This window comes from Actinomadura sp. KC06 (assembly GCF_004348735.1).
Taxonomy (GTDB): domain Bacteria; phylum Actinomycetota; class Actinomycetes; order Streptosporangiales; family Streptosporangiaceae; genus Spirillospora.
In genome coordinates, this window is sequence record NZ_SMKT01000243.1 from 1 (window position 1) to 8,925 (window position 8,925).

The following is an 8,925-nucleotide window of genomic DNA, read 5'->3' on the forward strand; positions in this document are numbered from 1 at the left end:
ACTCCGTCCGCGCCGCAGGCGCCGCCGGGCGACCCGCCCGGGTCGCCCGTCGGCGCCTGCGGCGCGGACGGAGTCGACGGGCTGGGCGCCGGTGTGCCGGCTCCCGGTTCGCTCTTCCCGACGTCCGGGCACGGCACCGGAAGCGGTCCGGCGGGCGGCGGGGTCTCGGCGGCCAGCGCCCGCAGCCGCTGCAGGTCGGTGCGCGGGTCGTACTCCTTCACCGGCGGGACGACGCAGTCGTTGCCCGAGGTGGCGACGACGGTCAGGTAGCCGTTCAGGTAGTCGCCCTTCACGGCCTTGAGCGCCTCGTCGGTGAACGGGTAGGTGAGCAGGACCTGCAGCGACTTCGGCAGATCGCGGCCGGAGTCGGCGAGCTTGCGCAGGATGACCGCGAGGGACCGCAGGTCGGCGACCGTGTTGTCCTTGCTGGCGTTGATCGTGTGGACGGTGATGTCCGCGAGCCTCTCCAGCTTGCGCAGCATCTCGAGGAGCTGGGCGCGCTGCTCGTGCAGCACCTTCAGGCCGGGCGACAGGCCGTCCAGGACGGTCGCGACCTGCCCGTTGCGGGACGCGACCGTGGACGACAGCCGGTTGAGGCCGTCCAGCGCGTCCACGATGGCCTGGCGGTTCCGGTTGAGGGTGCCGGTGAAGGCACTGAGGCTCTCCAGCGCGGAGCGGACCTTGTCCTCCCGGCCGCCGAGCGCCTGGTTCAGCTCCCGGTTGATCGTCCGGATCTGCGGGAGCCCGCCGCCCGACAGCAGCAGCGACAGCGCGCCGAACACCTCCTCGGTGTCGGCGTTGCGGGTCGTCCGGGCGAGCGGGATCGTCGCGCCGTCGGCGAGCCGCTGCGGGGACGGCGCACTGGTGGGCGCGGCGAGCTTGATGTACTTCTCCCCCAGCAGGCTGGACTGCTCCAGGTTCGCGATCGCGTTCGCCGGGAGGCGCACGTCGCCGTGCACGATCACCGTGACCTCGGCGTGCCAGGCGCCCTTCGGCAGCGCCACCTTCTTCACCCGTCCGACCGGGACGTCGTTGACCCGGACGGCCGCCTGCGGGACGAGGTTCACCGCGTCCTCGAACTGCACTTTCACCGTGTAGGGGTGGTCGCCGACGTCGGCGCCGCCGGGCAGCGGGATGTCCTCGATCCGGGTCGAGCAGCCCGCGGCCAGGACGGCGGCGGCGGTGCAGGCCGCGACGACGAGCTTCGGCGCGCGCATCAGCGGCCTCCCTCTCCGCCGGAGCCGGACCCGGAGCCGGGACCCGCGTAGGTCGGCCCGGCGGCCGGCAACGGCAGCGCCGGGACTCCGGACGTCTCCGACGGCGGCACCGCGACCAGCCCGCCCTTCTCCAGCCGCTCGCACTGGTCGCGCAGCGCCCCCGTCGCGGACGCCGCGGCCGCGCAGACCGGGCTCGCCTCGGCGGCGGGCGGGTCGACGCCCGCCTGGCCCGGACCGCCGAACGCCTTGGTGATCTCCAGCAGGTTGCCGCGCGTCATCAGCGACCGGGTGTTCGGGTCGTAGGCGTTCAGCGCGTTCTGCGTCAGCAGCGGCGCGGTGTCGAGGAGCTCGGCGAGGGCCGCGCGCTGGTCGACCAGCACCTGCGTGATGCGGGCGAGCTTGTCGACGTTGCCCTTCAGCAGCCTGCGGTTGTCCTCGACGAAGTCCTTCACCTGCGGGAGCGCCCGCGCGAGGAGTTCCAGCGCCGCGCCGAGCTCCTCCCGGTCGGCGGCGAGGAAACCGCTGACCTCCGCGAGCTGGCTCTCCGCCAGCCTGATCCGCCCGTCGTTCGCCCGGAGCATCTCGCTGAACTTGTTGAGGTTCGCGACGGTCGCGTACAGGTCGTCGCTGGAGTCCGACAGCGTCTGCGATGCCTTGCCCAGGTCGGCGATCGTGGTGTTGAGGGCCTTGCCGTTGCCGGCGAGGTTGGCGGCGCCGACGCGGATGACGTCCGACAGCGCGCCCTGCGCGTTCACGCCCTGCGGCCCGAGGTCGGACGAGAACCGCCGGACGGCGTCGTAGAGCTGGTCGAGCTCCATCGGGGTGGCCGTGCGGCTCACGTCGATGGACGCGCCGTCCGCCAGCTTCGGACCGCCCTTGTAGGCGGGGTCGAGCTGGACGTACCGGTCCGACACCAGGTTCGGCGCGATCACCACGGCGCGGGCCCCGGACGGGAGGTCGACCTCCTCGTCCACCCGCATGACGACCTTGACCTGCGCGCCGAGCGGCTCGATGGAGTCGATCGACCCGACCTTCACGCCGAGGACGCGGACGTCCGAGCCGGGGTAGACGCCGATCGCGGTGGCGAAGTACGCGGTGATCCGCCGGGTCGGGCCGCCGGTCAGCGTCGGGATCAGCGCGACCGCGGCCAGCAGGACGGCGACGATGACGAGCACCGCCGGGAGCCGCGTCCGGTGGTCGCGGATGAGGGACGGCAGCCGGGGCGGCTTCGCCGTGCGCGTGGCGGCCATGTCAGCGGCCTCCCGTCAGGCGCGGCGGTTCGCAGCCCTTGACGGGCGGCGTCCACTTGCCGTTCTCCAGGTAGTGCTTCGGGACGGTCCCGCACAGGTAGCCGTCCACCCAGCGGCCGCTGCCCATCGAGTTGCCGACGACGCGGATGTACGGGACGGCCGTCTCAAGCGCCCGGTCCAGGTTCTTCTGGTTGCGTTGCAGCACGCCGGTGACCTCGTTGAGGGACGCGAGCGCGGGCCCGAGCGTCTTGCGGTTGTCCTCGACCAGCCCGAGCAGCTGCTCGGCCAGCCGCCGGGTGCCGACGAGCAGCGTGTGGATCGCCTCGCGCCGCCTGCGCAGCTCGGCGAGCAGCAGGTTGCCGTCCTTGAAGAGGGTCTCGAACTGGGCGTTCTGCGCGGCGAGGGTGCCGGACAGCTTCTTGGTACCGGCGAGGAGCTGCGCCAGCTCGGCGTCCCGGGACGCGATCGTGGTCGACAGCGACGACAGGCCCTTCAGCGCCACCCGGACGCTCGCCGGGGTGTCCTCGAACGTCGTGGAAATCGTCTCCAGGCTCGCCGCGAGCTTGACGGTGTCGAGCCGGTCGAACGTCCGGCCGAGGTCCTCGAACGCGGTCGTGACGTCGTAGGGCGCGACGGTCCGGGCGAGCGGGATGGGCCGGTCCGGGTCCTGCTCGGCGTAGCCGAGCGGGTCGAGCTGGAGGTACTTCGACCCGAGCAGCGTCTTGATCATGATGGTGGCGCGGGTGGCGTCCCCGACCCAGGTGTCCTTGACCCGGAACGTCACCTCGACCCTGTCGCCCTTGAGGGCGACGCCGGTGACCTTGCCGACCTTGACGCCGGCGACGCGGACCTCCTGGCCGCTCTTCAACCCGGCGGCCTCGGAGAAGTGCGCGCGGTAGGTCGTCCCGCCGCCGATGACGGGCAGGTCGTCGGCGCGGAAGGCGAGCAGGCCGAGTACCAGCAGCAGGACGATCCCGACGACCGACACCGCGACCGGGTTGCGCTCCCGCAGCGGCTTGAGCCTCGGCCGCCCCTTTTTCAGGCGGGGCAGGGCGCGTGGCAGCGGGGCGGTGGGCCCGTTCGGCGGGGCGGTCATCCGCGGCACCTCGCGTCCTTGATCGGGATGCCGGTCGGCGGCGGCCGGTCCGTGATGTCGGACCCGGCGAACGTGACGCCGATCAGCTTGACCTCGCACTGGTAGAAGTTCATCCACGACCCGTAGGAGCCGGCGCGGCCGAGCGTCGCCATCTTCCCTGGCGAGCGCTCCAGGAAGCGCTCCAGCAGAGGCCGGTCGCGGTCGAGGTTGGCGCTGAGCCGGCCGAGCTGGACGATGTCGTCCTTCAGCGGCTGCCGGGCGACCTGGAGCAGCCCGGCGGTCGCGCTGGACAGCTCGCCGATCGACCCGACCGCCTGGCCGATCGGCACGCGGTCGGCGGCGAGCCCGGAGGTGAACCGGCGCAGCGTGCCGATCAGGTCGACGAGCTGCCGGTCCCGCGCGTTGACCGTCTGGACGACGCTGTTCAGGTTCGTGATGACCTGGCCGATGACCTTGTCCTTCGCGGCGAGCGCGGTGGTCAGCTCGCCGACCGTGCGCAGGAGGCTCTCGACGGTGCCGCCCTCGCCCTGCAGCACCTTGACGATCGACTCCGAGAGCCGGTTGGCGTCCCCGGGCGACAGCGCCTGCATCAGTGGCTGGAAGCCCTGGAAGAGCTGGGTCAGGTTGAGCGTGCCCTGCGTGTGCTGGACGGGGATCGTCCCGCCGGGTTCGAGTGCCTGGCCGGGAGCGCCGGTGCCCTGGCCGAGCGCGATGTAGCGTCCGCCGACAAGGTTGAGGTACTTCACGGCGGCCGTCGCCGACGCGGGAATCTGTCGGTCCCGGTCGACCTCGAACTTCACCCGGGCCAGCCGCCGGTCGCTGACCTCGATCTCCTCGACCTGGCCGACCTCGACGCCCGCGATCCGCACGCCGTGGCCCGGGTGCAGACCGGCGACGTCGGTGAACTTGGCGTAGTACACGGCGCGGTCGCCGCTGGTCGCGCCGGTGATGCTGGACGCCAGCAGCGCGGTCGCCAGCACCGTCACCGCGATGAAGACCAGCGAGCTGACCAGCGGGACGCCGAGCCCCTTGACCCCCTGTCCGGTGAGCCTCATCTGACCGTCACCTCCGTGCCCCGGTAGATCGGGCCGACCAGCACGCTGGACCAGTCCGGCAGCTCCTCGGGGACCTCGGCGAGCGCGGGCCCGGCGAGCTCGTTGACCAGGTCGTTCTCGGACGCCGAGTTGGCCGGCCCGAGCCCGCTCCCGGCCGCGCCGCCCCGGCCCGGCACCCCGCCCGCGGGCAGGACCCGCGTCCCGGCGGCGGCCAGGTACGGGACGCTCGGGCAGCGCGGCCCGCCGCCCGCGCCGTACCGGGGCGTGTCCTTGCCCGGCAGGTAGCGGCCCTTGTGCGGGACGGACACGACGATGCCGTGCGCGCCGGGCCGGTCGGTGCCCTTGCCGAGCACCCGGTCCATCTTCGGGACGAAGTCCGCGAGCGTGCGGAACGTGCAGGGCGCGGCCGGTGCGTACCGGGCCATCAGCTCCAGGCTGCCCCGGCTCTCGGCCGCCAGGTGGATGATGGTGCCGGAGTTGGCGTGCATGAAGTCGAGGAGCTTGTCGGCCAGGCGGGACACCTCGGGGTAGAGGGTCGCGAGCGCGGCGCGCTGCTCGGCGATGGTGCGGCTGGTCACCGTGAAGTCCGCGAGCGCCTGGAGCAGGTCGGGGGCGGCGTCCGAGGCGTGCCGGGAGAACTCCGCCAGCTCGGCCAGGTTGCGAGTGAGCGCCGGAACCTCCGGGTTGAGTTTGCGGAGGAAGGCGTCGAGCTGCTCGAAGTTGCGTCCGATCTGGTCGCCGCGTCCCTGCAGCGCGGTCGCCATCGCGTTCAGCGTCGCCGACAGCTTCGCCGGCTGGATCGTGTTCAGCAGGTCCATCGTGTGGTTGAGGACCTCCGACAGCTCCACCGCGTTCTCGCTGCGGTCCTCGGAGATCACGTCGCCCTCCGCGATCGGCCGCGCCGACGTCCCCGGCGGCGGAACGAGCGACACGTACCGGGCGCCGAACACCGTCGTCGGCAGCAGCCGCGCCTGGACGTCCGCCGGGACGCGGCCGGCCAGCTCGGGTTTCAGCGCCAGTTCGAGCTTCGCGCCCGTCCCGTCCGCCGTGATGGAGCGGACCTCGCCGACGACGACGCCGCGGACCTTCACGTCCGCCAGCGGGTGCATCTCGTGCCCGGCGGTCGAGGTGCGCAGCGTCACCGTCGTCACCTCGGTGAACCGCTTGTCGTATATCGCGATCGAGAGCCAGATCAGCAGCGCCGGGACGAGCAGGAACGCCACCCCGGTGAGGCGCTGCCCGGCCACGTGCCGGGTGGTTCGTCGCGGCATGTCAGCCCGTCACCTTCACCGTCGTCGTCGCGCCCCAGATGGCGAGGCTGATGAAGAAGTCCGTCACGCTGATCAGCACGATCGCGGTGCGGACCGCGCGGCCGACGGCGACGCCCACGCCGGCGGGGCCGCCGGCCGCGCGGTAGCCGTAGTAGCAGTGGGCCAGGACGACCATGACGCTGAAGATCAGCACCTTGGCGAACGACAGCATTACGTCCTCGGGGGCGAGGAAGATGTTGAAGTAGTGGTCGTACGTCCCGGCCGACTGCCCGTTGAACCAGATCGTCACCTGCCTGGACGCCAGATAGGAGCTGAGCAGCCCGATCCCGTACAGCGGGACGATCGCCACGGTGCCCGCGATGATCCGGGTCGTGACCAGGTACGGGACGGACTGGATGCCCATGCCCTCCAGCGCGTCGATCTCGTCGTTGATTCGCATCGCGCCGAGCTGCGCGGTGAAGCCCGCGCCGACCGTCGCCGACAGCGCCAGCCCGGACACCAGCGGCGCGATCTCGCGGGTGTTGAAGTAGGCGGACACGAACCCGGTGAACGCCGCCGACCCGATCTGGTCGAGCGCCGCGTACCCCTGGAGCCCGACGACCACGCCGGTGAACACCGTCATGCCGATCATCACGCCGACGGTGCCGCCGATGACCGCGAGCGCGCCGCTGCCGAACGCGACCTCGCCGAGCAGCCGCAGCGACTCCTTCATGTAGCGGCGGACGGCGCGCGGCGTCCACAGCAGCGCCCGGACGTAGAAGCCGAGCTGGTCGCCCGGCCCGTCCAGCCAGGAGACCAGCTTCACCGGACGGAGCCGCCGCGCCCCGGGGACCGCCACGTCAGGCTCCCTTCGGCGGGACGACCTGCAGGTAGATCGCCGTGAGCACGAGGTTGACGAAGAACAGCAGCAGGAACGTGATGACGACCGACTGGTTGACCGCGTCGCCGACGCCCTTCGGGCCGGGGCTCGGGTTCAGCCCCCGGTAGGCGGCCACGACGCCCGCGATGAACCCGAAGATCAGCGCTTTCAGCTCGCTGATGTACAGGTCGGGGAGCTGCGCCAGCGCGGAGAACGAGGCGAGGTAGGCGCCGGGCGTCCCGTCCTGCATCAGCACGTTGAAGAAGTAGCCGCCCGCGACGCCGACGACGGAGACGAGCCCGTTCAGCAGCACCGCGACGGCCATGCACGCCAGGACGCGCGGGACGACGAGGCGCTGGATGGGCGAGACGCCCATCACCTCCATCGCGTCCATCTCCTCGCGGATCGTCCGGGAGCCGAGGTCGGCGCAGATCGCCGAGCCCGCCGCGCCGGAGATCAGCAGCGCCACGATCAGCGGGCTGGCCTGCTGCACCACGGCGAGAACGCTCGCGCCGCCGGTGAGCGACTGCGCGCCGAGCTGTTTGGCCAGCGACCCGACCTGCAGCGAGATGACGGCGCCGAACGGGATGGACACCAGCGCGGTCGGCAGGATCGCGACCGACGCGATGAACCAGAACTGCTGGATCAGCTCGCGGACCTGGAACGGGCGGCGGAACGTCATCGCCAGCACGGTCCCGGCGAGCGCGAACAGCCGTCCGACCTGGCGGAGCGCGCCCGCACCGGGCACCACGGGTGCGGCGGCCGCGGGCGTCGCGGGATCGAGGCCCGAGCCGTCGGGCGCCGCGGTCTCAGGACGCGCCATGACCGATCCCCTCCTGCCGCCGGCTCCGGTTCGCCCGGATGGCCTGCTGCGCCTGGGGCGAGAGCCGCGGGAACATGGCGTCCACGCGCAGCGCGTGCCGGAACTCGCCCTGGCGGGGCGGCATCCCGGGCGTCGGGCGGAGCTGCGGCGGGATCTCGATCGTGCGGCGCCGCGCCGGACGGTCGGCGACCGCCGCGGCCTCGGCGGCGAGCAGCGCGGCGTCCTTCTCCTCCGACATCCCGATCGGGCCGCGGACGTCGCCGTGCAGGAACTGGGCGACGGCCGGCTCGTCGCTGGTCAGCAGCGCCTCGCGGGGCCCGAACGCGACCAGGTCGCGGCGGTACAGCATCCCGATGTTGTCGGGGACGGTCGAGGCGATCTCGATGTTGTGCGTGACGATCAGCATCGTCGCGTCGATCCGCGCGTTGACGTCGATCAGCAGCTGCGACAGGTGCGCGGTGCGGACGGGGTCCAGCCCCGAGTCCGGCTCGTCGCACAGGATGATCTCCGGGTCGAGGACGAGCGCGCGGGCGAGCCCGGCGCGCTTGCGCATGCCGCCGGAGAGCTGGCCCGGCAGCTTGCGCTCCTCGCCGGTGAGGCCGACCATCTCCATCCGCTCCAGCACGATGCGGCGGATCTCGGCCTCCTTCTTGCGGGTGTGCTCGCGGAGCGGGAACGCGATGTTGTCGTAGAGGGTCAGGGAGCCGAACAGGGCGCCGTCCTGGAACATCAGGCCGAACCGCTTGCGGGCCTCGTAGACCTTGCGGTCGCGGTCGTTGACCATGTCCACGCCGTCGATCAGGACGCGTCCCTCCTCGGGCTTGAGCAGGCCGATCAGCGACTTGAGGAACACGGTCTTGCCGGTGCCGGACGGCCCGAGCAGGACGCTCACCTCGCCGGCCGGCAGCGTGAGGGTGACGTCGCGCCAGATGACCTGCGGCCCGAACGCCTTGGTCAGGCCCTCGACGACGACTTCAATTCCCAAGGCACACCACCGCTCGCCGATAAGCACGTCGCGAGGAAGTTACGGCCGAGTAGCCCTCGCATGCAATAGGGCTTCGCAGGATTCTGGACGCAATTCGATGAATGGCGTCCAAAATTGTCACCGGGTTAGTATTCGAGCTCCGGAAACGCATCACCGGTGATTACCTGGCGGTAACTTGAGGGGGTTCGCGGCCCGGCCGGCCCGTCCCGCCCGCACAGGTTTGTCAACGAGCCAGCAACCGAACCCCGTTCTTGTCACTTCGCGCGCAAAAGCGCGCCGTCCCCCGTGCCGCCGGGCGCGAAAGCCTTGCCAGCGGCGGGTGGCGACTTTATGTTCGCGGTGTTCTCAACCCCGCCCCCGGGTGTCGCC

8 protein-coding genes are annotated in these 8,925 nt (G+C 71.8%); all 8 read right to left on the reverse strand.

Annotated elements, in window-relative coordinates:
* Positions 1–1,217 (reverse strand): MCE family protein (locus E1287_RS39955; RefSeq protein ID WP_131970807.1); only part of this gene is annotated, 1,217 nt, incomplete at its 3' end.
* Positions 1,217–2,467, reverse strand: a complete 1,251-nt coding sequence (locus tag E1287_RS39960) for an MCE family protein (protein ID WP_131970809.1) — start codon at positions 2,465–2,467, stop codon at positions 1,217–1,219. The genes E1287_RS39955 and E1287_RS39960, both read right to left, overlap by 1 nt.
* Before the next feature lies 1 nt (position 2,468).
* A complete protein-coding gene (locus tag E1287_RS39965) occupies positions 2,469–3,563 on the reverse strand; it encodes an MCE family protein (protein ID WP_131970811.1) in 1,095 nt (364 codons plus the stop codon).
* Positions 3,560–4,618: an MCE family protein gene (locus E1287_RS39970; protein ID WP_131970813.1), complete on the reverse strand. Its 1,059-nt coding sequence runs from the start codon at positions 4,616–4,618 to the stop codon at positions 3,560–3,562. The genes E1287_RS39965 and E1287_RS39970 overlap by 4 nt, the downstream gene beginning before the upstream one ends.
* On the reverse strand, positions 4,615–5,889 hold the full coding sequence (locus E1287_RS39975) for an MCE family protein (RefSeq protein WP_131970815.1): 1,275 nt from the start codon (positions 5,887–5,889) through the stop codon (positions 4,615–4,617). Before E1287_RS39975 ends, E1287_RS39970 begins: the two co-directional genes overlap by 4 nt.
* A gap of 1 nt (position 5,890) precedes the next feature.
* On the reverse strand, positions 5,891–6,727 hold the full coding sequence (locus E1287_RS39980; protein WP_243719764.1) for an ABC transporter permease: 837 nt from the start codon (positions 6,725–6,727) through the stop codon (positions 5,891–5,893).
* 1 nt (position 6,728) lies between these two features.
* Positions 6,729–7,430 carry an ABC transporter permease gene (locus E1287_RS39985; protein ID WP_279508641.1) on the reverse strand — a complete coding sequence of 234 codons (702 nt, stop codon included), beginning with the start codon at positions 7,428–7,430 and terminating at the stop codon, positions 6,729–6,731.
* A 127-nt stretch (positions 7,431–7,557) separates the two neighbouring features.
* On the reverse strand, positions 7,558–8,556 hold the full coding sequence (locus E1287_RS39990) for an ATP-binding cassette domain-containing protein (protein WP_131970819.1): 999 nt from the start codon (positions 8,554–8,556) through the stop codon (positions 7,558–7,560).
* Between the last annotated feature and the right edge of the window lie 369 nt (positions 8,557–8,925).

Coding starts and splice junctions, on each gene's coding strand:
- E1287_RS39960 (WP_131970809.1), bottom strand. CDS start 2,467: ATGGCCGCCACGCGCACGGCGAAGCCGCCCCGGCTGCCGTCCCTCATC.
- E1287_RS39970 (WP_131970813.1), bottom strand. CDS start 4,618: ATGAGGCTCACCGGACAGGGGGTCAAGGGGCTCGGCGTCCCGCTGGTC.
- E1287_RS39985 (WP_279508641.1), bottom strand. CDS start 7,430: ATGACGTTCCGCCGCCCGTTCCAGGTCCGCGAGCTGATCCAGCAGTTC.
- E1287_RS39965 (WP_131970811.1), bottom strand. CDS start 3,563: ATGACCGCCCCGCCGAACGGGCCCACCGCCCCGCTGCCACGCGCCCTG.
- E1287_RS39975 (WP_131970815.1), bottom strand. CDS start 5,889: ATGCCGCGACGAACCACCCGGCACGTGGCCGGGCAGCGCCTCACCGGG.